Origin of the sequence: Amycolatopsis minnesotensis (assembly GCF_039529815.1) — a bacterium.
Taxonomy (GTDB): Bacteria; Actinomycetota; Actinomycetes; order Mycobacteriales; family Pseudonocardiaceae; genus Amycolatopsis; species Amycolatopsis minnesotensis.
This window is the reverse complement of record NZ_BAAANN010000021.1, coordinates 1-26057: the sequence shown is the minus strand read 5'-3', so window position 1 is coordinate 26057 and position 26057 is coordinate 1. Positions and strand designations below refer to the sequence as shown.

The window sequence follows — 26057 nt, the reverse complement described above, 5'->3', positions numbered from 1 at the left end:
GGAGGCGGAGATGCGGGTCTTTTCCGGACTGGACGAGTTCGCCGGCGCGGTCGGCGAGCACCTCGGCTTCAGCGACTGGCACACGATCACGCAGGAGCGCGTGCGGCTGTTCGCCGACGCGACCGACGACCACCAGTGGATCCACCTCGACACCGAGCGCGCGGCGAAGGGACCGTTCGGCACCACCATCGCGCACGGGTACCTGACGCTGTCGCTGCTGCCGATGTTCGGCCCCGAGATCTACCGGGTCGACAACCTCACCATGGGGGTGAACTACGGGCTGAACAAGGTGCGGTTCCCCCAGCCGGTGAAGGTCGGTTCGAAGGTGCGCGCCGGCGCCGAACTGGTCGAGGTCACCGACGTGGCAGGCGGGAAGCAGGCCGTGGTGAAGTGGACGATCGAGATCGAGGGCGAGGGGAAACCGGCCTGCGTAGCGGAAACCGTGGTTCGCCTGATCGGCTGATGTCGTGCCGGCCCCGCGGCGCGGCGCGCCGTGGGGTCTGTACGACATACCGACCAGTCGGTATCGTGACCGCAACGGAAGAGGAGGCTCGATCTTGACCAGCAACGACCCGCCCGGCCTCGCGCTCGGCAGCCTGCGCAGGTGTCTCGGCGAACGGCTGCCCGGCCTCGTCACCGGTGAGCTGACCGCCGAAGTGGTCCAGGGCGGCCGATCGAACCTCACCTACGTGGTGAGCGACGGCGCGACGCGATGGGTGGTGCGGCGCCCGCCGCTCGGGCACGTGCTGCCCACCGCGCACGACATGAAGCGCGAGCACCGGGTGATCACCGGGCTCGGCCCCACCGCGGTCCCGGTGCCGGAAACCCTTCTCCTGTGCGAAGACCCCGACGTGCTCGGCGCGCCGTTCTACGTGATGGAGTTCGTCGAGGGCACCCCGTACCGCACCGCCGGCGAACTCGTCCCGCTCGGGGCGGAGCGCACGCGTGCCATCGCGGACTCGCTCGTGGACACCCTCGTCGCACTGCACGAGGTCGACCCGGATTCGGCTGGACTCGGCGATTTCGGCCGTCCGGACGGGTTCCTCGAACGCCAGCTCCGGCGATGGAAGAAGCAGCTCGACGGCTCGCGCAGCCGGGACCTGCCCGGTGCCGACGAGCTGCACGACCGGCTCGCGGGCGCGCTCCCCCGCTCGGGCAGGCCGTCGATCGTCCACGGCGACTACCGGCTGGACAACGTGCTCGTCGCCGAGGCCGGCGGCGGCGACCGGATCACCGCGGTGCTGGACTGGGAGATGTCCACCCTCGGCGATCCGCTCACCGACCTCGCGCTCATGGTCGCCTACGCGGAGCGGAGCGCGCTGAACCTCGACTTCGTCTCGAACGCGACGACGGCGCCCGGCTATCCGAGCCCCGACGAGGTGGTCGCCAGGTACGCCAGCCGGTCGGGCCGCGACGTGTCCGCGCTCAACTGGTACGTCGGCTTCGCGTTCTTCAAGCTCGCGGTCATCCTCGAGGGCATCTACTTCCGGTTCACCAAGGGCCAAACCGTCGGCGAAGGCTTCGAACGCGCAGGCGACGGGGTCATCCCGCTCATCCGGCACGGCAACGAGATCTTGAAAGAGGACCGCTGATGGACTTCGCCTACGACGCCAAGACCGAAGAGCTGCGCGAAAGCCTCCTCGAGTTCATGGACTCCCACGTCTACCCCGCCGAGCCGGTGTTCGAAGAACAGCTCGAACAGCGCGAGGACCCGTGGGCGTCGGTGCCGGTCGTCGAGGAGCTCAAGGCCGAAGCCCGCAAGCGCGGCCTCTGGAACTTCTTCCTCCCCGGTGAGCACGGTGCCGGGCTGACGAACCTGCAGTACGCGCCGCTCGCCGAGATCACCGGACGCAGCCCCAGTCTCGCGCCGACCGCGCTGAACTGCGCCGCGCCGGACACCGGGAACATGGAAGTGCTCGCCATGTTCGGCTCGGAGCAGCAGCGCGAGCAGTGGCTGCGGCCGCTGCTCGACGGCGAGATCCGGTCCGCGTTCGCGATGACCGAGCCCGAAGTCGCGTCCTCGGACGCGCGCAACATCTCCACCAGCATCCGGCGTGACGGCGACGAGTACGTCATCGACGGGCGCAAGTGGTACATCTCCGGCGCGATGAGCCCCGACTGCCGGATCTTCATCGTGATGGGCAAGACCGACGAGCAGGCGGCGGCGCACCAGCAGCAGAGCATGATCCTGGTCCCCCGGGACACGCCTGGGCTGACCGTGAAGCGGGGCATGAAGGTGTTCGGCTTCACCGACGGCGACCACGGCGGCCACGCCGAGGTGCTGTTCGAGAACGTCCGCGTGCCCGCCGAGAACCTGATCGCCGAGGAGGGCAGCGGGTTCGCCATCGCGCAGGCGAGGCTCGGCGCCGGGCGCATCCACCACTGCATGCGCCTGATCGGGATGGCCGAGCGCGCGCTGGAGCTGATGTGCACCCGCACGCTGTCGCGCTCCACGTTCGGCAAGCCGATCGCGGAGCAGGGTGTCGTCCAGGACTGGATCGCCGAGGCCCGCGTGCGCATCGAGCTGCAGCGCCTGCTGGTGCTCAAGACGGCGTGGCTGATGGACACCGTCGGCAACAGGGGCGCGCACACCGAGATCCAGGCGATCAAGATCTCCACGCCGTCGGCCGTCGAGTGGATCCTCGACAAGGCGATCCAGGCGCACGGTGCGGGCGGGGTCAGCCAGGACTTCCCGCTGGCGCAGCTCTGGATGGCCGCGCGCATGCTGCGCCTCGCGGACGGGCCGGACGAGGTGCACAAGCGCTCGCTGGCGCACCGCGAACTGAAGAAGTACCGGACGGAGGCCGCACGGTGACCGCACCGACCGCCGACGACCTGCGCACGCGAGTCCGCGCGCTGCTCGCCGAAAACGACCCGAAGACCGTGGCGCGCCTCGACTTCCTGCGCGCCCGGTTCGACGCTGGCCTCGCCTGGGTGCACTTCCCCGCCGGGCTCGGCGGGCTCGACGCGCCGCGCTCGCTTCAGTCCGTTGTGGACGCCGAACTCGCCGAGGCAGGCGCACCGGACAACTCGCCACGCCAGATCGTGATCGGGCTCGGCATGGCCGCGCCGACCATCCTGCGCTTCGGCACGCCGGAGCACCACCGCCGCTATCTCCGTCCACTGTGGACAGGCGAGGAGGTGTGGTGCCAGCTCTTCAGCGAGCCCGGCGCCGGATCCGACCTCGCCGCGCTCGGCACCAGGGCGGTCCGCGACGGGGAAGACTGGGTGGTCACCGGGCAGAAGGTCTGGACATCGGGCGCGCACCTGGCCAGGTTCGCGATCCTGGTCACCCGCACCGATCCCGGCCTGCCGAAGCACCAGGGCATGACGTACTTCGTCTGCGACATGTCCGCGCCGGGCGTGGAGGTCAGGCCGCTGCGGCAGATCACCGGCGAGGCGGAGTTCAACGAGGTCTTCCTCAGCGAGGTCCGCATCCCGGACTCGCAGCGGCTCGGCGCGGTCGGCGAAGGCTGGAAGGTCGCGCAGACCACGCTGATGAACGAGCGCGTCGCGATCGGCGGGACACCGATGCCCCGCGAGGGCGGGCTGCTCGGCCCGGTCGCGGAGGCCTGGCGGGAGCACCCTGAGCTGCGGACCCCCGAACTGCACGACCGGCTGCTGAAGCTGTGGGTAGAGGCCGAGACGCTGGGGCTGGCGGGTGGCCGCCTTCGCCAGCAGCTCGCGGCGGGCCAGCCGGGGCCGGAGGGCTCCGCGATGAAGCTGGCGTTCGCCGAGCTGAACCAGGCGCTGTCCGGGCTGGAGGTCGAGCTGCAGGCCGAACGGGGGCTCGGCTACGACGACTGGACCATGCGCAGGCCCGTGCACATCGACTTCGCCGCGCGCGGTCCCGGTTACCGGTACCTGCGCGCGAAGGGGAATTCGATCGAGGGCGGCACCTCCGAGGTGCTGCGGAACATCGTCGCCGAGCGCGTGCTGGGGCTGCCGTCCGAGCCGCGGGTCGACAAGGACGTCGCCTGGAAGGACCTGCCGAAATGAGCGAGCGCGCTGCTTCGCCCGATCTGCTGTATTCGGACGTCGAGGAAGATCTTCGTGCCAGCGTGCGCGACCTGCTGACCGATCGCGCCGAGCCGTCCGCGCTGATCGCCAGGACGGAGTCGGCCGAGCCGTACGACCTCAAGCTGTGGCACACGCTCGCCGCGGAGCTGGGCGCGGCCGGCCTCATGGTGCCGGAGGACCTCGGCGGGCACGGCGCGTCGGCGCGGGAAACCGCGCTGGTGGCCGAGGAGCTGGGACGCAGCGTGGCGCCGGTGCCCTTCCTCGGCAGCGCGGTGCTCGCCACCTCGGCGTTGCTCGCGGCGGGCCCGGCCGCCGCCGAGGTGCTCGGCAGGCTCGCGAGCGGAACCGTGATCGGCACGCTCGCGGTTCCGCTGACCACCGCGCCCGGTGCGGACTTCCCCGCCGCGGTGGCGGTCAACGCCGACGGCACGCTGTCCGGCCGCGTCGGTGCGGTCGCCGACGCCTCGGTCGCCGAGGTGTTCGTGGTGCCGGCCGTCGGCCCCGACGGGCCCGGACTGTACACAGTGGACGCGACGGCGGCCGTCGTGACCGAGCTGGTCTCGCTCGACCTCACCCGCCGGATCTCGGACGTGGTGCTCGACGCCGCACCGGCGGCACGGGTCGCGGACGCGGGCACCGCGCCGGCCGCGCTCCGGCACGCGCTGACCGTCGGCGCGGGCGTGCTCGCCTCGGAGCAGGTCGGGATCACCGACTGGTGCCTCACCGAGACGGTCGCCTACGTCAAGGGCCGCTACCAGTTCGGCAGGCCGGTCGGCTCCTTCCAGGCGCTCAAGCACCGGCTCGCCACGCTGTACCTCGAACTCGTCAGCGCGAGGGCGGCGGCGAGGTACGCGGCGGACACCCTCGCGGGCGGCCACGAGGACACCGAGGTGGCGGTGGCCGTCGCGGCGGCGCGCTGCTCCCCGATCGCGCTGCACGCCGCGGAGGAAGCGCTCCAGCTGCACGCCGGGATCGGCATGACCTGGGAGCACCCGGTGCACCTGTACCTCAAGCGCGCCAAGAGCGACGAGCTGGCGCTGGGCACCGCGGGCAAGCACCGCGCGCGGCTCGGAAGGCTGGTGAACCTGCCCGCGTAGGCGGCGGGACTGTCGGTGGCCGGTGGTAGACCGGGCCCGTGCGCGCTTCCCGGCTGCTTTCGCTGCTCCTGATCCTGCAGACCCGCGGGCGGATGACCGCGCGCGAACTGGCCGACGAGCTGGAGGTGTCGGTCCGCACGATCTACCGCGACGTCGACTCGCTGCACGCCGCCGGCGTCCCGCTGTACGGGGACGCCGGGCACGCCGGCGGGTACCAGCTGCTCGACGGGTACCGCACGAAGCTGACCGGGTTGACCACCGAGGAGGCCGAGGCGCTGTTCCTCACCGGGCTTCCCGGCGCGGCGGCGGAGCTGGGGCTCGGTTCGGTGGTCGGGGCTGCCAGGCTCAAGCTCACCGCCGCGCTCCCCCGTGCGCTGCGCGACCGCGCGGGGCGGATCGAGGACTGCTTCCACCTGGACGCGCCCGGCTGGTACTCCGACGGCGAGCACACCCCGTACCTCACGGCGGCGGCGAGCGCGGCGTGGGACCGGCGGCGCGTGCGGGTGCGCTACCGCCGGTGGCAGGCGCCGCAGGAGGTCACGCGCACCCTCGACCCGTACGGCTTGGTGCTCAAGGGAGGCCGCTGGTACCTCGTCGCGGCGCGCGAAGCGTCGATCCGCACCTACCGGGTGTCCCAGATCGGCGCACTCGAAGTGCTCGACGAGCCGTTCGAGCGGCCGGACGGGTTCGACCTCGCCCGGTACTGGGGCGGCTACCTCGCCGACTTCGACCGCAGGCGGCACACCGGCAAGGCCGAGATCCTGCTGGCGCCGTCGGCGGTGCGCGCACTGCCCGATCTGCTGGACGCCGCGGTCGTCCGCGCCGTGGACCACACCGGGACGGCGACCGGCACCGGATGGCTGCACGCCGTCGTCCCGATCGAGTCCGAGGCCCGCGCGGTGTCGGACTTCCTCCGGCTCGGCGCGGACGTCGAGGTGCTCGGCCCGGCTTCGCTCCGCGAGCTGATGCGGGAGACGGTGACCTCCCTCGCCGATGCCTACCGGGTCCGGGAAAAGAGCGGCGCGCCCGCGGCCGGTCGCGAATCATCGTCGCGGTGTTCGAACCCGAGCCTGTGCTCGTGACGGCACTGCGCGCGGCGGGGTACTCCCTTGTGGACGGTCCGTTCTTCCGCGTGCCGGCGGTCGACCCGCGCACGCTCACCTTCGCCCGCGCTCAGGACTCCGGCCGCAGCGAAGCGAGAAGCAGATCTGCGTAGTGCTCGCCGATCTCGCGCGCCGACAGCGAGCCACTGCGCCGGTACCAGCTGCCGAGGTGGTGCACCGAACCGAAGAAGAAGTCGATGATGATGTCCGCGGGCTTGTCCGCGCGGAACTCCCCCGACCGCTGGCCCTCTTCGATGAGCCCGCGGAACCGTTCGTGGTACTTCCGCCGCTCGGCCCGCACCGTGCGCTGCTTGTCCTGGCTGAGCTGGTGCATCGACTGCCAGAAGACCTTGTTGTCGTCGAGGTTCGCGATCGTGCTGACCACCACGTCGGTCGACGCGGTGCGCAACCGCTCCCGCAGCGGCGCCTCGGTCACCGCGACCTTTTCGAGCTGTTCGGTCTGCGCGCGCAGCACCCGCCCGTAGATCTCGTAGAGCAGGTCGTCCTTCGAGTCGAAGTAGTGGTACATGGCGCCCTTGGTGACGCCCGCCGCCTCCACGATCTCCTGCACCGAGGTGCGGTCGAACCCCTTCTTGGCGAACAGCTTCGTCGCGACCGACAGCAGCCGTCTCGGCACGGTGGCATCGGGTTCCGCTTCCGCTTTGCGCGCGGTGGCCCTGGTCATCGCGACCCTCCCCTTCCCCTTCTCGGACGTCCAGGCTAGCCCGTGCCGCTCATCCCCTCGCCCGCAGCTCACGGCGCAGGATCTTCCCGCTCGCGGTTTTCGGCAGTTCATCGAGCACTTCGACGGACCGCGGGCTCTTGTAGGCGGCGAGCCGGGCGCGGCAGTGGGCGATCAGCTCGTCGGGATCGGGACTCGTGCCGGGGCGCGCGCTGACATATGCCTTGACGGTCTCACCGCGGTACTCGTCGGGGACGCCGACGACCGCGGCCTCGCGCACGTGCTGGTGGGTGTAGAGCACGTCCTCGACCTCGCGCGGCCACACCTTGAACCCGGCGGCGTTGATCATGTCCTTCTTGCGGTCCACCACGTAGACCCAGCCGCCGTCGTCCATGAACCCGATGTCACCGGTGTGCAGCCGCCCGCCCGGCATGCTCTTTTCGGTGGCCTCGGCGAGGTTCCAGTAACCGGGGACCACGGTCGGGCCCTCGACGACGATCTCGCCAGGCTCCCCCTGCGGTGCCTCGCCGCCGTCGTCGCGCACGATCCGCACGATCGTCCCCGGCACCGGCAGCCCGATCGAGATCGTGCCCGAGGCCGGGTCGATCGGCGCTTCCCGCGACCCCGGCACCGAGACGCAGCCCGCCGTCGTCTCGGTCAGGCCGTACCCGTTGCGGATGTACTTGCCGAACTTCTCGCGGAACGCCTCCACCACCGCGGGCGGTAGCGCCGCTCCGCCCGAGTAGAGCAGTTCGAACGAAGCGAAGTGCTCGCGCGTCGCGTCGGGATGGGCCATCAACGCCAGGTACGCCGTCGACGGGCCGACCGTATAGACCGGGCGGGTTTCCCGGAACGCGTCGAGCACCACGCCCGCCTCGAACCGGTACGCCAGCACCAGCGTGCCCGCCAGGTCGATCGCGGTGGCCAGCTCGCACACCATGCCGGTGATGTGGAAGAGCGGGGCCAGCGCGAAAATCGCCCTGCCCTCGCCGATGCCGGAGAACGTGCCGAGCGACGCGGCGTTCACCGCGATGTTGCGATGCGTGTTGGTCGCGCCCTTCGGCGTGCCGCTGGTGCCCGAGGTGTAGCTGATGAGCGCGACGTCGTCACCGGAAAGGCCGGGGTCCGGCACCTCGCCGTGCGCCTCCCGCGCGACGTCGAGCAGGTCGCGCGCGCCTTCGGCGGAAACGCGGGCCGGGTTTCCGAGCACGCGTTCGTCGTTCCTGGTCTGGAAGTCCCGTTCGCTCGCGACCAGCCCGATCGGCACGCCCGCCTCGGCCGCGACCGCCGCGATCCGGTCGCGCCAGGCACGCGGCGAGCACACCACCGCGCGCACTCCCGCGTCGGTGAACACGTGGGTCAGCTCGCGCTCGCGGTACATCGGGTTCACCGGGACGGCGACCCCGCCCGCCTTCCACGCCCCGAGCAGCGCCAGCACGAACTGCGGGATGTTCTGCAGCACCAGCGCGAGCCGGTCACCGGACGCGAAGCCCGCCGAGTGGAGGTACTCCGCCACGCCGTCGGACAACTCGTCCACCTCGCGATAGGTCAGCGAGCCGTCGAAGTAGGCGATCGCCGCCCGATCGGGAGCGCCGGCGACGGCGGAGCGGAACGTGGCGAGCAGGGTGGTCGCCTCGATCGGCGGCGCGGCGAGCATCAGCTCGTCGTACTGCGCGAGCCAGGGTTTCGTTTCGTACCAGCTCATCCACGCTCCTCAGCGAACGGACCGACCAGTCGGTATGTGCACGCTATGGCGCCCCGCCGCCGTCGTCAAGGGCTCAGCCCTCCAGCTCCTCCACCTTGCGCTGCAGCTTGTTCATCCCGCCGAGCCAGCGGTCGGTCTGCGTGGCGCGGGCCGCGTAGTAGTCCGCCACCTCGGGATGCGGGAGCACCAGGAACCGGTTCTCGGCCATCGCGGTGAACAGCGCGTCGGACACCTGCTCCGGTTCGATCGCCGACGCCCCCATCAGGAGTTCGCCCGCCTTGCCGGTGCCGGCGAGCATGTTCGTCCGCACGCCCTGCGGGCACACCGCCTGCACGGTGATGCCGCGGTGGCGGTAGGTCGCGCTCAGCCACTCGGCGAACGCGAGCGCGCCGTGCTTGGTGACCGAGTACGGCGCGGAGCCGAGGCTCGTCAGTATCCCGGCCGCGGACACCGTCGCGACGAAATGCCCGCGACCGCGCTCGAGCCAGCCCGGCAGGAGCAGGTCCGCCGCGCGAACGTGCGCCATCACGTTGACGTCCCACGCCGCCTGCCACACCGAAGGCGGCGCCTCGGGGCCACCTTCCGGCGCGATGCCCGCGTTGGCGCAGAACACGTCGATCGCGCCGAGCTCCGCGGTCGCGGTGTCGACGAGACGGCGCACGCCTTCCTCGCTCGCGACGTCACCGACGAAGGCGGCGCCACCGATCTCTCCGGCCACCGAGGTCACCGACTTCTCGTCCAGGTCCGCGACGAGCACGCGCGCACCCTCGGCGTGGAACCGCCTGGCCAGCGCGGCGCCGATCCCGCCGCCCCCGCCGGTGACGACGACGCCTGCGTCCTTCAGCTCGGTCGTGGTCACAGGCCACCGCCGAGCGAAACGCCGCCGTCGAGCACCAGCGTCTGGCCGGTGATCCAGCTCGACTCCTCGGAGAGCAGGAACGCCACCGCGCCCGCGATGTCCTCGGGCACGCCGAGGCGTTTGAGCGGGTACGCCGCCGCGACCTCGTCTTCCCTGCCCTCGTACAGCGCGGTGGCGAACGAGGTCTTCACCACGGCGGGCGCGACCGCGTTGAGGCGGATCTTCGGGCCGAGTTCGGTCGCCAGCTCGACGGTCAGCCGGATCAGCGCGGCCTTGGTGACCCCGTACATGCCGATACCCGGCGAGGCGCGCAGGCCCGCGATCGAAGCCACGTTGACGATCGCGCCGCCGTGCTCGCCCATCCACGCGTCCCGTGCCTTCTTCGTCCACGCGAGCGGCGCCAGCACGTTGACGGCCATGGTCTTCGCGGCGGCCCCTTCGTCGACGTCGATCACCGGGCCGTAGACCGGGTTGATCCCGGCGTTGTTCACCAGCAGGTCGAGACTGCCGAACCGCTCGATCGCGGTCGCGACGGCCTCGTCCTGGTGCGCGGGGTCGTCGGCCTTCCCCGCCACCGCGACGGCGACGCCGGCACCACCCAGCTCGGCGACCGCCTCGGCGAGCGGCTCCGGCTTGCGCGCGGTGATGCACACCTTCGCGCCGCGGGAGACGAGTTCCTTGGCGACGCCGAGGCCGATGCCCCTGCTGGCGCCGGTCACGATGGCGACCCGGTCCTTCAACGAGTTCACTGATGCGGCCCTCTCTGTCGGCGGTGACATACTAAGCGTTCGCTCACCGCCATTATGCGCGATCCGCTCCGAGCGAGCCTGTCCCTGCCTCAAACAGGCACGCCGCACCGTTCACGCTTCACCGCTGTGCGTGCTCGGCGCAGAGGCAGCCGACACCGGGCTCGATCCATTCCCGTCCCGCCCATTCCGGGTGCCGCTCGAGCATCAGCGCCGTGACCTCCTCGACGACTTCTTCCCGGCCCATGGCCGAGTCCCGGCGCACCCAGGTCTCGTCGCGCAGCAGTGCGAGGTAGTCGCGGACGTCGGCCAGCAGGCCGTGCCCGCCGGTATCGCCGTGACCGGGCACGACGATGCGCGGGTGTTCGTCGGCCAGCTTCCGCAGCACCTCGATCCACCGGATGCCGGACACGTCGGTGTCGTGCGGCGGGAACCACGGGAAGATCGCGAACTGCCCGGTCTCCACGAGGTCTCCGGTGAAGAGCACGCCCGCGTCGGGAACCGTGATCACCTGGTCGCCCCTGCTGTGCGCCCGGCCGGTGGCCCGCAGCCGTACGACCCGGCCGCCGAGGTCGAGCTCGTGGGAATCGTCGTAGACGAGGTCCGGGGTCACCAGTTCGACCCCTTCGAGCTGCCGTGCCACCGGTTCCCCGAGTCCCCTGAACATGTCGAGGTAGCCCGCCCCCTTCGCGGCCAGGTCGTCCGCCTGCGCGCGGTTGACCAGGAAGGTCGCCGCGCCGCTGAAGGACTGCGCACCGAAGGCGTGCTCGGGGTGGAAGTGGGTCGTGGTCAGGTAGATCTCGCGGCCACGCGCGTAGTCGGCCACGAACTCGAACACGGCGTCACCGTTGCCCGGCCCCATCCCGGTGTCGACCACCAGCACGGCACGCGTGCCGCCGATGACCCCGATATTGGGCACCAGGTCCACCCCCCGGTTCGGGAGCACCACCAGATCACCGGCCAGCTCCCGCGCCTCTTCCGCCCGCACCACCGGCTCGCGCGACACCAGTTCCACCATGACACCCACCTTCGACCGCAGGGACAATCCGTCCGCGCCAGTCCATCGCGGCGCACGCCGGCGCGTCCAACACCTGTTCCGCGGGCCCGATACCGCGCGGGTATCGTCGCCGCTGACGGACCACGGGTGCCTGCCGGAACCCGGCCATCCCGCCTCGAAGTCACCTCTAGCCGGGGGTGCTTCACTGTGGCGCCATGAGATCAAATCACGCTCAGGGCGAGGTCACCGAGGCGAGCGCCGGGGTCTACCGGCCGCTGATGTCCGAAGAGCGCGCCGAACGCATGCGGCACCTGCACGAGGACATGGTGAGCATGACCAAGGCCGCGGACACCGAGACCTCTTCGCTGCTCGGGCTGACCTTCGTGGTGCCGCCGGAGGTGAAGAGGATCGGCCCGCTCTCCGAACTGCTCGGCGAGGCGGTGCTGGCGGAGGTCAAGAGCGACGACCGGGTGCTGGAAATGGGCACCGGATGCGGTGTCAACGCCGTCATCGCCGCCACCAGGGCGGCGGAGGTACTGGCCGTGGACATCAACCCCGACGCGCTGGAAAACGCGATGGACAACGCCGTCCGGAACAACGTCGCCGACCATTTCGAGGTCCGGCACAGCGACATATTCAGTTCCGTCGAAGGCGTGTTCGACCTGATCATATTCAATCCGCCGTTCCGCTGGTTCACGCCTCGCACGATGCTGGAAGCCGCCACCGCCGACGAGAACTACAGCGCGTTGACCAGGTTCTTCCGCGAGGTTCGCCAGTACATGGCCGAGAACGGCCGCCTGATCATCTTCTTCGGCAACGCCGGGGATCTTGCCTACCTCCAGCAGCTCATCGACACCGAAGGATTCCGCCAGGAAGTGGTGGCGCAGAGCAGCAGGCTCGTCGCGGGCATGGGGGTCAACTTCTTCGTGTACCGCTTGTCGTGATCCGGCACTGATACCGCGCGGGTATCGTCGCCGCTGATGGACCTACGCTCACTGCGCTACTTCGTTGCCGTCGCCGAAGAACGCCACTTCGGGCGCGCCGCGGCCCGGCTGCACATGACCCAGCCACCGCTGAGCCGCGCCATCAAGCAACTGGAAACCGAGCTCGGCGCCGTGCTGCTGCACCGGTCGGCCACCGGGGTCACCCTCACCACCGCCGGAAGTGCGCTCCACGACGAGGCGCGCGCCCTGCTGGAACAGGCCGAGGTGGCACGCGCCAGGGTCGCCGCCGCGTCCGGCGCCACCAGCATCACCATCGGCACGCTCGCCGACAGCGTCGAACACGTCGGCAGCGGTCTCGTCACCGCGTTCCGCCGGCACCACCCCGGAATCGACGTCCGGGTCCGCGAAGGCGATTTCACCGACCCGACCGCGGGACTCCGTGCCGGGCTCGTCGACGTCGCGCTCACGCGCACCCCCTTCGACGACACCGGGATCGGCACCCACGTACTGCGCACCGATCCCGTCGGGGCGGTCCTGCGCGCGGACGATCCGCTCGCGGGCAAAGACTCCCTCCGCGTCCACGACCTCGCCGACCGCCCGTGGTTCCAGCTTCCGGAAGGAACCGATTCCCGGTGGCGGGCCTACTGGAACGGCACGCGGCCCGGCGGCGAACCGCACCACGGCCCGGTGATCCGCACCGTCCAGGAATGCGTACAGGCCGCGCTCTGGAACGGAATCGTCGGGCTGACTCCCCTTTCCCACACGATGCCGGCCGGACTCGTCGCGGTGCCGCTCGCCGACGTGCCGCCCAGCCGCCTCGTCGTCGCCTGGAACACCACCAGCACCGATCCGCTCGTCCGCTCCTTCATCCGTTTGGCCGCGCGGTGATCCTCCTCGGCCCAGCCCGCCTCAGGACTTCGCCCGGGCCACCCAGGTCGCGATCTGCGCGCGGTTGGCGCAGTCGAGCCTGGTGAGGATGTGGTCGACGTGGCTCTCCACGGTGCGGCGGGCGATCACGAGCCGGTCGGCGATCTCCTGGTTCGTGAGCCCTTCGGCGACCAGGTGCGCGATCTCCGCCTGCCGCTTGGTGAGAACGCCGGGCAGCCGCGCCGGAGCGACGTCGTCCTGCTCGCCGAGTGCGTAGGCGATGGCGGCATCGATCGGCATCGCGGCGCCCGTGGTGAACTCCTTGGCGGCGGCGTCCCAGCCGAGCGCGCCGATCACCGCGTCGGTGTCGGCCTGGCGCGGCTCGACGAAGGCCCGGTAGCGCGTCGGCCACGCGCCCAGCGTCTGCCAGACGCTCATCGCCGCGCCCTGCAGGATCGCGGCCCGGTTCGGCCTGCCGGTGCGTGCCTCGCAGCCCGCCAGCACGGTGAGCGTGAACCCGATGACCACGCGGTCGTCGACCTGGTTGTGCAGCCGGAGCACCTCCTCGCAGCACTCGCGGGCCACCCCGAGATCACCCCGGAGGTACTCGGCGGCGGCGCGTGACCACAGTGCCCAGCCGCGCCAGAAGACCTCACCCCGTCGCACGCAGGTCTCGACGCATTCGGTCAGCACCGCACGGCCGCGGTCCATGTCGCCCGCCAGCGCGATCGCGAGGCCGTAGTTGTAGCTCGACCACAACCGCGCGCCTTCGTCACCGTGCTCGCGGAACATCTCGATGGCCTTGCCGAACAGCCGCACCGCCTCGGGCATCTCGTCCCCGATCAACGCCGCGTAGGCCCGCACGTGGTGCACGTAGGCGAGCGCGTGGTCGTCGCCTGCCGCCTCCGCTTCCGCGGTCGCACTGTCCACTGCGGACTGGTACGCGGCGGGATCGCCCTGCACCACGGCCAGGAACGCGAAGAGCCACCACGCGTGTGCCCGCTCCGGCACCCCCGGCGGGGCGGCCTCGTCCAGTCTCCGCAACCACATCCGGCCCTCGGTGTTCAGGCCGCGCACGATCCAGAACTCCTTGACGTCGCGGAGAATCCGCAGGCCGACGACGGCTTCCGCGGGCTCTTCGGCGCAGTAGTCGAGCGCGGCGCGGAGGTTCGCGTGCTCGTGGCGCAGGCGCCCCATCCAGCCGAGCTGGTCGGTCTCCAGCCACTCCGCGGCGTACCGGCCTGCCAGCTCGGCGACCCAGTCCCGGTGCCGCAGCCGGACGGCGGCCAGCTCGCCGGCGGCGCGCAGCCGGTCGGCGCCGTACTCGCGCACCGACTCCAGCATCCGGTAGCGGACGCTGCCGGCGTGCTCCTCGCGCAGCAGGATCGACTTGTCCAGCAGCCCGTCGACCACTTCCAGCACCTCGTCGGTCGGCAGGTCCCCGCCGTCGCACACGCGCTCCGCCGCGTCCAGGTCGAAACTGCCCGAGAACACCGACGCGCGCGCCCACAGCAGCCGTTCGGGCGCCGTGCACAGGTCGTGGCTCCAGTCGATCAGCGCGCGCATCGTCTCGTGACGGCCCGGCGTGCCGCGGTGTCCCCCGGACAGGACCGTGAACCGGCGGTCGAGGCGGTCGGCCAGCTGGCGCGGGGACAGCGCCCGCGACCGCACGGCGGCCAGTTCGATCGCCAGCGGCAGCCCGTCGAGCCTGCGGCACAGCCGGATGAGGTGCTCGGCGTCGTCCTCGGTGAGCCGGAAGGACGGCACCACCGCGCTCGCCCTGTCCACGAACAGCCGCACCGCGTCGTAGCCCCGCGCTCGTTCCAGCGACTCCCCTTCCTCCGGCACCGCCAGCGGCGGCACCGGCAGGATCCGCTCGCCCGCCACCCCGAGCGACTGCCTGCTGGTCGCCAGCACCCGCACCTCGGGACAGGCGCGGGCGATCGTGTCGGCGAACCAAGCGCAGTCGTCCACCAGGTGCTCGCAGTTGTCCAGCACCAGCAACAGCTTGCGTGTCCGCAACGCCTCGACGACCACGTCGACGGCCGGCTTCACCGACCGGTCGCCGAAGCCGAGCGCGTTGGCCACCGTGGGCACCAGCAAGGCGGGCTCGCGCAGTTCGGCCAGCGACACGAACGCGACCGCGCCGGAGAACGCCGCGTGGCAGGCGTCGGCGACGCGCCAGGCCAGCCTGGTCTTGCCGACCCCGCCGGGGCCGGTCAACGTCACCACCGAGGCGATCCCGAGCAGGCGGCGGGCCTCCTCGGTCTCCGCGCTCCGGCCGACATAGCTGGTCGCTTCGGCCGGTTCTCCCGGCCGCGCCGCGAGCGAACCGCCCCTGCCCGCCATGCGCGCCCTCTCTCCCACCGCACCGTTCGCCGCGGTCACTGCCCCGGACCACCTCCGTTACCAACGAGCCCGCGGCACGCCGGTTGCGGCGCGGGCGCCTTCCGTCCGATGTGGACAACAGGCCGGGAACGAAGACGTTAGCCCATCCGGAGCAACGCGGTCAGAGCCGGACCGCTTCGAGAACGGCGGAACCGGGTCGCGCCGTGCCCGCGGAGGGAGGGCACCACCACCCTGCCGAGCCGAACGCGCGTCTGGAACTCATGGCCACTCCCCTCACCGGCGTTCTTCGCCTGCGGCGATTCACAGATTGTTCGTAACCAGTCAAGACAGTTATTCATAACCTTTTCAGGGAGTGTCAGTATCCGTCTTTCCATAAAAATTCGCCGCCCCGTCCCACACCCGGCCGTGTGACTCCCGGAATACCCTGCACCTCCGGCGCCGATGGGCTGCTATCGTCGGAATGCAGAGAGCCGTTCGAAGGAGACTCGACGTGGCAGGTGAAGACGACATCTCCGGGTGAGCCCCGGAGGTAGCAGGCCACCGGTACGCCGTCATGCGGCGTCGCCGTCGTGGCCGCGTTGTCGTCCGCTCCTTCCGCTCCAGGGCATTGCCCTGCCCGCACCACATCCGAGGTCCTCCTTCATGTCCGACACCTGCGTCGTCGTCTCCAGCCTGTCCTTCTCCTGGCCCGACGACACCCCCGTCTTCGACCGGTTGTCCTTCAGCGTCCCCGGTGGCCGCACCGGGCTCGTCGCACCGAACGGGGCGGGGAAGACGACCCTGCTCAAGCTCCTCGCCGGGGAACTGCGCCCCTCGTCCGGCAGCGTCACCACCGACGGCGTGCTCGGCTACCTGCCACAGGACCTGCCGCTGACCGGAGACCTGACCGTCGCGGAGGTACTCGGCGTCGACGCGATCCTGCGCGCGCTGACGGCCGTCGAGTCCGGTGACACCGACGAGGAGCACTTCACCACCATCGGCACCGACTGGGACGTCGAGGAACGCACCCGCGCCCAGCTTGACCGGCTCGGGCTCGGCGAACTCGATCTCGACCGCGGGCTGGACACCCTCAGCGGCGGCCAGATCGTCTCCCTCGGCCTCGCGGCGCAGCTGCTCAAACGGCCCGACGTGCTGCTGCTGGACGAGCCGACCAACAACCTCGACCTCGACGCGCGCCGCAAGCTCTACGCCGTGCTCGACGACTGGCACGGCTGCCTGCTCGTGGTGAGCCACGACCGCGCGCTGCTCGACCGGATGGACCGCATCGCCGAGCTCGAAAGCGGTGAAGTCCGGTTCTACGGCGGAAACTTCACCGAGTACGAGCAGGCCGTCGAAGCCGCGCGCGAGGTGGCGGAGAAGAACATCCGCAACGCCGAGCAGGAGGTCAAGCGCGAGAAGCGCGAGATGCAGCAAGCCCGTGAGCGCGCGGCCCGCCGGGCGAGCAACGCCTCGAAGAACCTCGGGAACGCGGGACTGCCGAAGATCTTCGCCGGGACGATGAAGCGCAACGCGCAGGAGTCGGCCGCGAAGGCCGACGGGACGCACGCGGCCCGGGTCAGCGCGGCGAAGACCAAGCTCGACCAGGCGGAGCGAGCGCTGCGCAGCGAACAGAAGATCGCGCTCGACCTCCCCCGCACCGCCGTGCCGTCCGGACGGACGCTGTTCCTCGGCGAGCGGATGCGGATGAGCTACGGCGAACGCGCGCTGTTCAGCGGTGACGGCGCGAGCCTGGCCATCCGCGGCCCCGAACGGATCGCGCTGACCGGGCCCAACGGTGCCGGGAAATCCACCCTGCTGCGGATCGTCCACGGCGAGCTGGAACCGGGCGGCGGCAACGTCACCAGGGCCGACGGCCGGATCGCCTACCTGTCCCAGCGGCTCGACCTGCTCGACGGCGACCGCAGCGTGGCGGAGAACCTGGCCGCGTCCGCCCCCGCGATGCCGCCGGAACAGCGGATGAACCTGTTGGCCCGCTTCCTGTTCCGCGGCTCGCGGGTGCATCTCCCGGTCGGCGTCCTCTCCGGCGGCGAGCGGCTGCGCGCCACGCTGGCCTGCATCCTGTTCGCCGAGCCCGCGCCGCAGCTGTTGCTGCTCGACGAGCCGACGAACAACCTCGACCTGGTCAGCGCGGCACAGCTGGAGAGCGCGCTCGACGCGTTCCAGGGCGCGTTCGTCGTGATCAGCCACGACGAACGGTTCCTCGCCGAGATCAGGATCGATCGCTGGCTCAGCCTCGAAGACGGCAAACTGCTGGAGACGGCGGCGCCCGTCCCGGCGCGCTGAAACCGGGGCTGACATGGTTGAAGCAGCCCTGATCGCGCACGACCTCGTGCGCGTGCTCGGTGACCGGCGGGTGCTCGACGGCGTTTCCCTCACCGCGGCTCCCGGCCACCGGATCGGCCTGATCGGGGAGAACGGTGCCGGGAAGTCCACTTTGGTGCGACTGCTCGCCGGCGCGGACCAGCCCGATCGCGGCACCGTCGAACGTCCGCCGGATCTCGGCTACCTGCACCAGGAAATGCCCTTCGATCCCGAGGCCACCGTCGCCGAGGTGATCGACGACGCACTGGCCGAGGCGCGCCGGGACCTCGCCGAGCTGGACCGGCTCGCCGCCTCGCTCGCGGAGGAACCGGAGGACGGCGGCCTGCTCGCCGAGTACGCCGAGCGGCTGGAGCACGCGCAGCGGCACGGTGCGTGGGATGCCGACCGCAGGGCCGGGATCGTGCTGGCCGGGCTCGGGCTCGGCGCGCTCGACCACGATCGCACCCTTTCCTCGCTGTCGGGCGGCCAGCGCGGCAGGTTCGCGCTCTCCGCGCTGCTGATCCGCCGCCCGTCCGCGCTGGTACTGGACGAACCGACCAACCACCTCGACGACGACGCGGCCGCCTTCCTGGAAGAGCAGTTGCGCGGCCTGCCGGGAACGGTCGTGGTGGCGAGCCACGACCGCGCGTTCCTCGACGCGGTGTGCACGAACCTCGTCGACCTCGACCCCGCGCTCGACGGCCCGGTCCGGTACGGCGGCACCTACCGCGACTACCTGACTTACCAGCGCGCCGAACGGGAGCGCTGGCAGCGTCGCCACGACGAAGAGCAGGAGGAGCTCACCGCGCTGCGCGACGCTCTCGGCGTGGCCACGCACGGGGTCGCGCCGAACCGAGCCAAGCGCGACAACGAAAAGATGGGGTACGGGCACGCGGGCGGCAGGGTGCAGAACCAGATCGCGCGCCGCGTGCGCAGCACCGCGCGCAGGCTCGAAGACCTGGAACGCCGCCAGGTTCCCGCTCCCCCGCGACCGTTGCGGTTCCGCCCGGACGCGCTCGCGGGCCGGGCCGCCGACGGGATACTGGTGTCCCTGCGCGAGGTCGACCTGCCGGGACGGCTCGCGGTCGAACGCTTCGACGTGCGCGCCACCGGGCGGCTGCTCGTCACCGGGCCGAACGGCGCAGGCAAGTCCACGCTGCTGCTCGTGCTGGCAGGCAGGCTCGATCCGGCCGGTGTGCGGCGCCGCCCTCGGCTCCGGATCGGGTTGCTGGACCAGGACACCGCGTTCGGCGAGCCGTCCCGCACCGCGCGGGAAACCTACGACTCCGCGCTCGGCGCGGAACGGGCGGAAGCCGTCCCGTTGGCGTCGCTGGGCTTGCTGCACGCGTGGGACCTGGACAAGCCGGTCGCGGACCTGTCGGTCGGCCAGCGGCGGCGGCTCGCGCTGGCACTGCTCGTGGCGCGGCCTCCCGACCTCCTGCTGCTCGACGAGCCCACCAACCACCTGTCCCCGCGGTTGTGCGACGAGCTGGAAGACGCACTGGGTAGCGGGCCGGGCTCGGTCGTGCTCGCCAGCCATGACCGCTGGCTGCGCTCACGGTGGCGGGGAGCCGAAGTGCGCGTCGAGAACGGGCGCGTGCTTTCGTTCCGCACCAGCGCCGATGACTGTCCATAACGGACAGTTTTCGACCATGCGCACCGCACTCGGCGTGCAGCGCGGCCTGGTGAACACCGTGCTCGTCGCCGGAAAGGTCGTCAACCGCGGCGGCGTACTGGTCGGCGTCGATCTCGACGCGCTGCGGGAACGCGCTGCGCTCACGGGCGCGGATCGCCGCGGACGCAGGCATCGCACTGGACGGACCGTGGAGCCCTTGACCCGCAGGGCAGTCTGGTCGGTCGATTCGCCCCTGGCGCTCACGTGTTTGGCGGGCACGGTGAAGGTTTCAGGCACGCCTTCGGCGCGCCGAGTGAAACTGCCGCTCCTCGGTGCCGGTCGCGTCGTTGGTCACCAGCGACAGTTCCCCACAGAACGGACAAGGCGGTCACCTTTCCTGCCACCTCTCACCCGACCTGAATAGTTACCCGGAGCCAACAAGTCCACAATGGACAAACAAGGAAATCGCGCCACGCCACCGAAATCAGCACCCGCGATCGAGCCGGACCGCCACCCAGCCAACGAAGCCGCGCTTCCCGTCGAAAGCCGTCAGTAGACCGCAGCCCAACACGACGAACCAACCACAGCAGAAGCAAAGAACACGTCACCTTTCCAGCACATCCACAGGATCGGCCAGCGAACTCACACCCAGCTTCGGGAAGATCCGGTGTAGACGGGTGCCGACGGTCCGGTGGAACAGGTAGAGCCGTTGCCCGATCTCCTTGTTCGTCAGGCCCTCCGCGTTCGGGCAGCGGCAGGACGGGATCGAGCCGGTCGAGATCGGCCACGGCCGACGGCAGGTCGGTCAGCGCGAGCGGTTTCCCGCAGCGTCGCTGAGCAGCCGCGCGCGAACGACCCGAGCACGATCGGGGCGAGTCCCGCGTCCCGCAACTAGGCAAGGTTCCGCTCGGCCTCGGCCCCGGTCGTCTTCAGCGCGCGCGGCCCCGCGACCGGCGCCGCCGAAACCGCCGCTTCGACGAGCGCCGACTTCCCGATCCCGGCCGCACCCCGCACCAGGACAGCGGTGCGGCCAGCCGGTCCGCCGACGAGTTCGGCGAGTTCCTTCAGCTCGGCTTCCCTGCCGTAGCGCGGCACGCCCACCGGGTGCCGAGGCGCGAGGGCTCGATGGTCGGGTTGCCGCGCTGGCGCGCGCGATGCGCCAGCGCCTTCATCTTGTTCCCGCAGGTCGCCATCGCGCACCACTCGCGGCGAAAACCCCGTGAGAGGTCGAGGTAGACCTGGGTGCATTCCGGGCGGCCGCATTCCTTGAGCAGCTCGGCGTCGGTGCCGCCGAGCACCTCGACCGCCACCCGCGCGACGGACGACAGCGCTTGGTCCGCCGTGGCGGTCAGCTCCCGCCCGCCCAGCACGAGCCGGGGAACCACCGGTGGCCGGGCCGCCGTCTCGTTGACCACGGCCACCGATCCGGGATCGGCCCGCTCGCCGACCAGGCGCGCGCGGACCAGGTCGTAGATCGCCTCCCGCAGCGCCACCGCCGTGACGAGATCGCCGGGAGCGCTTCTCGGCTCGACGTCGGTCACCCCCGACTCGCGGAACCAGGCGTCGAGGCTTCGCGCCGTGCGCAGCATCTCGCGCGGGTCCGCGTTGCGCCTGGCGCGGAGTGACCCCGCGAAGTCCAGCGCGAGGTTGCCACAGGGAAAGGCGTGCTCCATCCCACCAGTTTGACAGGTGACGAATAGCGCCCGCATTCCAGGGCGTCGCGGCCATGCCGTCAGATCTCATTAATATGTCACCATCTTGTCAGGTTATGAATACCGATGACACGGTTTCGCCGCCGAAGGCAAGCACCTTTCGAAGGTGACCACGACACCGAAGAGGAGGTCGATGAGACACCGACGACCAGCCGATCCCGCCCGGCGCGCTGGTGGGCACCGCCGACGTACGGCGACGACGACGTCATGCGACGGGCGCGAAGGAAGTCACCGGAGGAATGGCTTCGCTCAAGGGACGCGGGTCGCCAAGCGGCCAAGGCATTGGATCAGGTCGACGCGGCCGTCCACCGTGCTTCGCAGGAAGCGGCCGACCTGCGGCGCGCCCCCGTTGAGGTCGTGCAGCGTGAAGGTCAGGCCGCCGAAGGTGGTCACCTTCGACTGCGGTTCGCCGCCGATCAGCAGGTACAGCCCGTCGTCTCGGTGGTCGATGGTGAACTCCAGCGCGCCGTTGACGTACCGGCCCGCGCAGTCGGGCGGCGCGGGCACCGGTGGTCCCTCGTCGTCGAGCTTCGACAGCGAGCGGCTCCCCACGGAGAGGTGTTCGGCGAGGTCGTCCCACAGTGCCGCGCCGCTGCTCGCGTTCGTGGTCAGCGCCACCACCGTGCCGTCGCCGGGTGCGCACCGCAGATGACTGGACGTGCCGTCGATCGTGCCGTCGTGACCGAACCATTCGACGCCGTCCCGGCGGTACAGCCCCCACCCGAGGCCCCACCCGTCGGCCATGCCGTACGGCCCCACGCTCGTATGCCCCGTCTGGTCCTGGCGCATCGTGGCGAGCGCATCCGAGGCGAGCGGGCGCGGCAGCTCGGGGTCGCCGAGGTGCATGCGGGCGAACGTGACGAGGTCCGACGCCGAGAGGGCGAGCGCGCCTTCCGGCGCGGACATCGACGGCAGGGTACCGCCGACGACGGGAAGCACCCGCCCGAGTCTGCTTTGGACGGTGTGCCCGCTCGCCACGTCTCGCGCCCTCGGCCCGTCCTCCACAATGGACCCCGCGGTGATCCCGAGCGGCCGGAGCAGGATCGCGTCGAGCGCCTCCCACCACGACATCCCGGTGACCTCCTCGACGAGGTGGCCGAGCAGGACGTATCCGTCACCGGAATAGGAGAACACGGTTCCGGGGCGGTGGGCCAGATCCGCTGCGCGGCAGTGCCTGCCGACCCACCGGGCGCGCGGCCCGTCGTGCGGCCCCGCCAGGTCCGAGTTCGCCGCGAGACCGCTGGTGTGGCTGAGCACCTGGCGTGCCGTGATCGTGGAGTCCAGCCATGGCAATGTTTCGGCGAGCGGTGCGTCGAGCTCGATGTCACCGTCGCCGACCAGGACCATCACCAGCGCGGCGGTGAACGCCTTGGTGATCGAGCCGATCGGGAACGCCGTCGACGCAGTGACCACGTCCCCGGAACCGCTCGCCCGCTCGCCGGTCTCGACCGCGACGACCCCCTCGGCGGTGCGCACCACCAGTTGCGCACCGGGCACCTGGTGCTTCGCGGCCAAACCGGCGAGCAGCGCCTCAAGATCCTCGTACGGCATCGGTTCACCCCTCCAGCGCGGGATCGAGGTGGCGTGCGATCGCGCGCAGCGCGCCGCGGAACTCGTCCGCGGCCCGCTCGACGGCCTGCCGGTCGTAGACCTCGGCCGAATACAGCCACGCGAATGTCATGGTGCCCGCGCGCACCGAACCGACGATCTCCAGCGGGTGCGACAACGGCTCCGCGGCGTCCTTCGCCCTGCCGATGGGTTCGTGGAAGGCGTGGTACAGCGCGCCAGCGCTCATCGTGTTGTCGAGCTGTCCGTTGTAGTTGAACAGCACTCGCGGCCGCGGGTGCGCCGGGAGGGCACCGGCGAGAAAGCGCAGCGCGCCGTAGCCGATGCCGTTGCCGGGCACCCGGCGGAGCTGGCGCCGCACGGACTTAACGGTGGCCTGCCAATCCGGTTCCGCCGCCGCCGGCACCTCAAGCGCGACCGGGTACTTCGCGGTGAACCAGCCCACCGTCCGTGACAGGTCGACCTCGTCGAACAGCGCTTCCCGCCCGTGCCCTTCCAGATCGATGAGCACGTCCTCGTCGGCCCACCTGCCCAGCGCCCAGGAAAGCGCGGTGAGCAGAACGTCGTTGACGCGCGTGCGGAACGCCGATGGCGCCAACCGCAGCAGAGCCTCCGTTTCGGCCTCGGTCAGGGAAACCGACAGCTCACCGACGGAACCGGCGAGGCGCGGGGCGTCGACGGGAGCTGTGGCGCGGTCGGCGACCTCCGTCCAAAAGGCCACCTCCCCGGCGAAACCGCCTTCGGCGACGTGACGGGCCAACCGGGACGCCCATGTCTGGAACGACGTGGTCTTCGGGCCGAGCGCCGTCGGTTCCCCCGCCGCGAGCTGCCGGTAGGCCCGGTCCAGATCGTCGAGCAGGATCTGCCACGACACCCCGTCCACCACCAGGTGGTGGACCGTGACGAACAGCCACGCCCGGCGATCGCCCCGATCGAACAGCAGCGCCCGGACCAGCGGCCCCTCCGCCAGCGCGAAGCTCGCATCGGCCCGCGCCGCCAGCGCGTCCATCGTCGCGACCAGCTCGGAGTCGTCCACTGAGGACAGATCGTGCCGCGTGAGCAGATCCGCTTCCTCGGCCGGATCGATCCGTTGCCGCCATTCGCCGTCTTCCCGCCGGTACCGGGCCCGGAGCATGTCGTGCTGGGCCAGCACCGCGTCCAGCGCCTTGCCGAGGTGGCCGAAGTCGGCGCCCTCGGCGAGCTCGATCAGGACCGACTGGTTGAAGTGCTGCGGGACAACGGGATCCGACTCGAAGTACTCGCACTGGATCGGCGTCAGCGAAACCGCTCCGACGACCGGCGCGGTGTCCTCTTCGGACTCCGCCGCGGTCTCGACGACCGCGGCGAGCCGGCTGACGCTCGGATGCAGGAACAGGTCCTTGGTGGACATCAGGAACCCGGCCCGCCGCGCCTGCGTGACCATCTGGATGCTGAGGATGGAATCGCCGCCGAGGTCGAAGAAGTTGTCCCACCTGCCCACCCTCGGCACCCCGAGCACGCTCGCCCACACCTCGGCGAGCGCGGCTTCGGCTTCACCGTCGGGAGCCTCGTACGGCGTGCCCGCGATCGGACCGTCCGGCGCGGGGAGTGCGCGCCGGTCGAGCTTGCCGTTCGCGGTGAGCGGCAGCTCGGCCAGCACCACGATCGCCGACGGCACCGCGTAGGACGGCAGCAACTCCCCGAGCCGGGCGCGCAGCGCCACGACATCGGGTTCGGCTCCGGCGGCCGCCGTGGCGTAGCACACCAGGCGTTTGTCCCCCGGCATGTCCTCGCGCACCACCGCCGCCGCGTCCCCGATATCCGGCTGCTCCGCCAGTACCGCGGACACCTCGCCCAGTTCGATGCGGAACCCGCGGATCTTGACCTGGTCGTCCGCACGGCCGAGGTACTCCAGCGTGCCGTCCTGGCGCCAGCGCGCCAAGTCGCCGGACCGGTAGAGGCGGTCACCGCCCTCCGCGAACGGGTTCGCCACGAACCGGTGCGCCGTCAGCTCAGGCCGGCCGAGGTAGCCACGGGCGAGGCCGGGCCCTGCCACGTACAGCTCCCCCGGCGCCCCGATCGGCGCGAGTCGCAGCGCGGAATCCATTACGTAGAGCCGCATTCCGTCGATCGGCGCACCGATCAGAGAGCCGGCGTCGGCCCTGCCCGAGGTTTCGTCGAGGGCGAGCTGGGAGGTGACGACCGTGGTCTCGGTGATGCCGTACATGTTGACCAGCACCGGAGCGGAGCCGTCGTGCCGCTCGTACCAGTCGCCGAGCCTGGCGAAGTCCAACGCCTCCCCGCTGAGCACCACGCGCCGCAGCGCGAGCTTGGCGCCGAGTTCGGGATCTTCCCGATCCGCCTGCACCAGCGGGTAGAAGGCGGACGGCGTCTGGTTCAGCACGGTCACGCGTTCCGCGACCAGTAGCGCGAGGAAGTCCTTCGGCGAGCGGCTGGTCTCCCACGGCACCACCACCAGCGTGCCGCCCGACAGCAGCGCGCCCCAGGTCTCCAGCACCGAGAAGTCGAAGGCGTAGGAGTGGAACAGCGTCCACACGTCACCGGGCCCGAACCCCAGGTCCCCTTCCACCGAGGCCAGTAGCCGCGCCACGTTGCCGTGCGTCACCGGTACGCCCTTGGGCCGCCCCGTCGAACCGGAGGTGTAGATGACGTACGCCAGGTTCGCCGCCGCCAGCCTCGGAGCCGGTGCCGCGCTCGGTTCGTCAGCGATCCGCTCGGCGTCGACGCAGAGCACCTGCGAAGCTCGCGAGGGCAGTCGTGTCCGAAGTCGCTCGTCGGTGAGCACCAGCACCACATCGGCGTCGTCGAGCAGGTAGGCCAGCCGCTCGGCGGGGTTGGTGGGGTCGAGCGGCAGGTAGGCGCCACCGGACTTCAGCACCGCGAGCATGCTCGCCACCAGTTCGATCCCGCGATCGAGGCAGATCCCGACCAGGTCGTCGGGACGCACTCCGGCGGCGACGAGGCGGTTGGCGATCCGGTTCGCGCGTTCGTCGAGTTCGCGGTAGGTCACCGACCTGCCCTCGAAGACCACCGCGGCCGCGTCCGGCGAGCGCCGGACCTGGTCGGCGAACAGCTCGGGCAAGGTCCGCACCGGAGCCACGGCCGACGAAGTCCCGCTCCAGCCCAGCGCGAGATCCCGTTGGCCCGCGATGGCGTTCGGCAGCGTCCGCAGTTCGCGATCCGGCTCCCTGGCGACGGAATCGAGCAGCACCACCAGGTTATCCGCCATCCGTTCCACTGTGGACCTGTTGAACAGCGCGGTGCTGTACGAGATCCGCGCCACCAGGCCACCGCCCTGCGGGGCGAACTCGACCTGCAGGTCGTGGGTGCTCACGTCGGCGGGCGGCGTCAGCTCCTCGACTTCCAGCCCGGGAAGGGAAAACTCCGGCGACGCCACGTTGTCGAGGACGATCATGGCTTCGGTGAGGGGGTTGCGGCTGGGGTCTCGGTGGGGGGTGGCGGTGTCGACGATGCGTTCGAAGGGGGTGGTGTCG

Annotated in this window: 21 protein-coding genes and 1 pseudogene; 11 read left to right on the top strand and 11 right to left on the bottom strand. The window is 71.0% G+C overall.

The features are described 5' to 3' along the window. Positions 1-10 precede the first annotated feature (10 nt). The 6 genes from ABD256_RS25125 to ABD256_RS25100 all read left to right on the top strand — a co-directional run bounded on the left by ABD256_RS25125 (position 11) and on the right by ABD256_RS25100 (position 6199). Complete coding sequence (locus tag ABD256_RS25125) at positions 11-463, top strand: MaoC family dehydratase (protein WP_344423647.1); 453 nt, start codon at positions 11-13, stop codon at positions 461-463. 94 nt (positions 464-557) lie between these two features. Continuing rightward, complete coding sequence (locus ABD256_RS25120; protein ID WP_344423644.1) at positions 558-1592, top strand: phosphotransferase family protein; 1035 nt, start codon at positions 558-560, stop codon at positions 1590-1592. Next, positions 1592-2815 carry an acyl-CoA dehydrogenase family protein gene (locus tag ABD256_RS25115; protein WP_344423641.1) on the top strand — a complete coding sequence of 408 codons (1224 nt, stop codon included), beginning with the start codon at positions 1592-1594 and terminating at the stop codon, positions 2813-2815. The genes ABD256_RS25120 and ABD256_RS25115 overlap by 1 nt, the downstream gene beginning before the upstream one ends. Then, the gene (locus tag ABD256_RS25110; protein WP_344423638.1) at positions 2812-3999 is read left to right on the top strand and encodes an acyl-CoA dehydrogenase family protein; all 1188 of its coding nucleotides are present in this window, start codon (positions 2812-2814) and stop codon (positions 3997-3999) included. Before ABD256_RS25115 ends, ABD256_RS25110 begins: the two co-directional genes overlap by 4 nt. Continuing rightward, positions 3996-5117, top strand: a complete 1122-nt coding sequence (locus ABD256_RS25105; RefSeq protein WP_344423635.1) for an acyl-CoA dehydrogenase family protein — start codon at positions 3996-3998, stop codon at positions 5115-5117. Before ABD256_RS25110 ends, ABD256_RS25105 begins: the two co-directional genes overlap by 4 nt. Positions 5118-5155: 38 nt before the next feature. Then, positions 5156-6199, top strand: coding sequence for a helix-turn-helix transcriptional regulator (locus tag ABD256_RS25100; protein WP_344423632.1), 1044 nt, complete (start codon positions 5156-5158; stop codon positions 6197-6199). Positions 6200-6290: 91 nt separating this feature from the next. Here the strand turns inward: ABD256_RS25100 and ABD256_RS25095 are convergent, their stop codons facing one another. The 5 genes from ABD256_RS25095 to ABD256_RS25075 all read right to left on the bottom strand — a co-directional run bounded on the left by ABD256_RS25095 (position 6291) and on the right by ABD256_RS25075 (position 11230). Further along, the gene (locus ABD256_RS25095; RefSeq protein ID WP_344423630.1) at positions 6291-6905 is read right to left on the bottom strand and encodes a TetR/AcrR family transcriptional regulator; all 615 of its coding nucleotides are present in this window, start codon (positions 6903-6905) and stop codon (positions 6291-6293) included. Positions 6906-6954: 49 nt separating this feature from the next. Next, entirely contained in the window at positions 6955-8607 is a 1653-nt protein-coding gene (locus ABD256_RS25090; RefSeq protein WP_344423627.1) for an AMP-binding protein, read from the bottom strand. A gap of 73 nt (positions 8608-8680) precedes the next feature. Then, positions 8681-9466 carry an SDR family oxidoreductase gene (locus ABD256_RS25085; RefSeq protein ID WP_344423624.1) on the bottom strand — a complete coding sequence of 262 codons (786 nt, stop codon included), beginning with the start codon at positions 9464-9466 and terminating at the stop codon, positions 8681-8683. Continuing rightward, positions 9463-10215 (bottom strand): SDR family oxidoreductase, encoded by a 753-nt coding sequence (locus ABD256_RS25080; protein ID WP_344423621.1) that lies wholly within the window; start codon positions 10213-10215, stop codon positions 9463-9465. Before ABD256_RS25080 ends, ABD256_RS25085 begins: the two co-directional genes overlap by 4 nt. Positions 10216-10333: 118 nt before the next feature. Continuing rightward, positions 10334-11230 carry an MBL fold metallo-hydrolase gene (locus tag ABD256_RS25075; protein ID WP_344423618.1) on the bottom strand — a complete coding sequence of 299 codons (897 nt, stop codon included), beginning with the start codon at positions 11228-11230 and terminating at the stop codon, positions 10334-10336. Between the two features lie 194 nt (positions 11231-11424). On the opposite strand from ABD256_RS25075, the gene ABD256_RS25070 reads away from it, so the two are divergent. Together ABD256_RS25070 and ABD256_RS25065 are read left to right on the top strand one after the other, a co-directional pair. Next, positions 11425-12153, top strand: a complete 729-nt coding sequence (locus ABD256_RS25070) for a methyltransferase (protein ID WP_344423615.1) — start codon at positions 11425-11427, stop codon at positions 12151-12153. A gap of 36 nt (positions 12154-12189) precedes the next feature. After that, entirely contained in the window at positions 12190-13041 is an 852-nt protein-coding gene (locus tag ABD256_RS25065; protein WP_344423612.1) for a LysR family transcriptional regulator, read from the top strand. A 21-nt stretch (positions 13042-13062) separates the two neighbouring features. Here ABD256_RS25065 and ABD256_RS25060 read toward each other — a convergent pair whose 3' ends face one another. Then, positions 13063-15369 carry an ATP-binding protein gene (locus ABD256_RS25060; RefSeq protein ID WP_344423608.1) on the bottom strand — a complete coding sequence of 769 codons (2307 nt, stop codon included), beginning with the start codon at positions 15367-15369 and terminating at the stop codon, positions 13063-13065. Between the two features lie 642 nt (positions 15370-16011). On the opposite strand from ABD256_RS25060, the gene abc-f reads away from it, so the two are divergent. The 3 genes from abc-f to ABD256_RS25045 are packed head-to-tail and all read left to right on the top strand — an operon-like array spanning position 16012 to position 19709. Beyond that, on the top strand, positions 16012-17652 hold the full coding sequence (gene abc-f / locus ABD256_RS25055) for a ribosomal protection-like ABC-F family protein (protein WP_344423604.1): 1641 nt from the start codon (positions 16012-16014) through the stop codon (positions 17650-17652). Positions 17653-17665: 13 nt separating this feature from the next. Continuing rightward, a complete protein-coding gene (locus ABD256_RS25050; protein ID WP_344423601.1) occupies positions 17666-19306 on the top strand; it encodes an ABC-F family ATP-binding cassette domain-containing protein in 1641 nt (546 codons plus the stop codon). A 16-nt stretch (positions 19307-19322) separates the two neighbouring features. Beyond that, entirely contained in the window at positions 19323-19709 is a 387-nt protein-coding gene (locus ABD256_RS25045) for a hypothetical protein (protein ID WP_344423598.1), read from the top strand. 180 nt (positions 19710-19889) lie between these two features. Here the strand turns inward: ABD256_RS25045 and ABD256_RS25040 are convergent. The 5 genes and pseudogenes from ABD256_RS25040 to ABD256_RS25020 form a co-directional block, all read right to left on the bottom strand. After that, positions 19890-20027 (bottom strand): annotated as a pseudogene (locus ABD256_RS25040) (helix-turn-helix domain-containing protein); the annotation flags it as partial. A gap of 149 nt (positions 20028-20176) precedes the next feature. Beyond that, on the bottom strand, positions 20177-20380 hold the full coding sequence (locus ABD256_RS25035) for an ATP-binding protein (RefSeq protein WP_344423595.1): 204 nt from the start codon (positions 20378-20380) through the stop codon (positions 20177-20179). Beyond that, the gene (locus ABD256_RS25030) at positions 20350-20958 is read right to left on the bottom strand and encodes a CGNR zinc finger domain-containing protein (protein ID WP_344423592.1); all 609 of its coding nucleotides are present in this window, start codon (positions 20956-20958) and stop codon (positions 20350-20352) included. The genes ABD256_RS25035 and ABD256_RS25030 overlap by 31 nt, the downstream gene beginning before the upstream one ends. A 288-nt stretch (positions 20959-21246) precedes the next feature. Continuing rightward, a complete protein-coding gene (locus tag ABD256_RS25025; protein ID WP_344423589.1) occupies positions 21247-22548 on the bottom strand; it encodes a serine hydrolase domain-containing protein in 1302 nt (433 codons plus the stop codon). Positions 22549-22552: 4 nt separating this feature from the next. Continuing rightward, on the bottom strand, positions 22553-26057 hold a 3505-nt coding region (locus tag ABD256_RS25020), incomplete at its 5' end, for an amino acid adenylation domain-containing protein (protein ID WP_344423585.1).